Raw genomic sequence first — 1,566 nt, 5'->3', positions numbered from 1 at the left:
TCTAGCACACAGAGCTTTATCCCGCTAAATTCTGGCTCTAGCACCTACCTAGCCGCCACACTTGATGAAAAGCGCAAAACCCAAAAACGCCAAAATTATAATTTTTTCATAAAAGGGCATTATGATGTGTTAGAAAATCTAACTTTAGAGGCAAGTTATGCCTATGCGCCTTCATTTAGTAATTATTTTGTTGTAAATACAAAAAATTCTGCTTTTGATATGCTTACAGGTGGGCATCAAGTGGGGCTAAAAGCTTCGTGGGATAATAAGATTGGCTTTTTTCTAGCACAAAGCAATTTTAACTATATGGATAATTCGAGGGTAAATTCTGCTATCAATATGCTAGGGTGGAGAGCAAGTGTGGATAAAAATTGGACAAATAATTTAGAGAATGGGACGGTTGGCGAGGGAGGCTATGGCAATGTCAATACTAAGCAAATCAATTTCAATCTAAAAGCCACGCAGGATTTTAAGCCATTGCATTTTGGAGTCGCCCAAAGCAAATTTAGCACAGGGGCAGAGATAGGCTATGTAAATGCTTATTATGAGCGAATGGAGGATATGCTTTTTGGTGGGACACGCACAGATAGAATCTCTCCCCTAAAAGCTAACGAAGTATGTAGAGGCGATGATATAGCTTGCTCAAATGGCAAAGTTTATTATAGCAGTGGGGATTGGGCTAATAATAATGGGCAATACACCCACGCGCTAAGTTTTTACAAAGCGGGAAATATCGCACTAGATAATGTGAATGCAAGCGCGTTTGTAGAAAATGATATGAAGCTAGATTTCAATTCGTATTTTATTAGACTTGGTGAGATAAATTTGCGACTTGGAGCAAGGGTGGATTATGATACTTATATGGCAAAAACTACGCTATCGCCTAGATTTTCGTTAAATTATATTTTGCCTTATAGTAGCCAAAAATTTAGCACGCAACTAACATTTGGTGCAAATCGCTACTATGGACGAAATCTTTTTACATACAAGCTAATGGAGGCAAGAAGTGCGTTTGAATACACCGTAAGTAGAGCAAATCACAACACTACATTTGAAGAAATCATCAATAATCCTCAATATTCAAGTAGCAATGATTGTTATAACAAAACAAACTGCTACCATCAAAACAAAAACGACACAAATTTCAAAAAACTGCGTGTGCCATATACTGATGAGCTAATGGGCGGAATCACACAGAAAATCTATGCGTTTATTTTGAGTGCAAAATACATTTATCGTGCTGGCAAAGATGAAATCCGCAAAATGTGTCAAACCCCTGATGGCTCTTTTAGCTCGTATAATTGCACAAGCAATGTAGCGGGGCTTACAAGCGATTTGCGCTTTGTCTATACAAATCTTGGGCAAAGCAGTAGCGATGTGGTTAGCCTAAGTATCACAAATAATGGTGGATTGGATTTTGGCGGAATCAAAAATAGCATTTTATTTGCATTTGATTGGACGAATGTAAGGCGAAACTACAATGACTATGATACGAGTATCGATGCAAACGCGCTAAATAATGAAATGATTTGGTGGGGTGGCGAAGTGATAAGGTATGATATGCGT

Annotated in this window: 1 pseudogene; it reads left to right on the top strand. The window is 38.1% G+C overall.

Annotation, left to right across the window (positions count from 1 at the left end):
• Window positions 1-1,566, top strand: a pseudogene (locus tag ACWIUO_RS13685) (TonB-dependent receptor); the annotation flags it as partial.

The sequence above is a fragment of the Helicobacter sp. T3_23-1056 genome, assembly GCF_053654535.1.
Note: the sequence above shows the minus strand (reverse complement) of the source record. Positions and strands in the feature narration are given on the sequence as shown.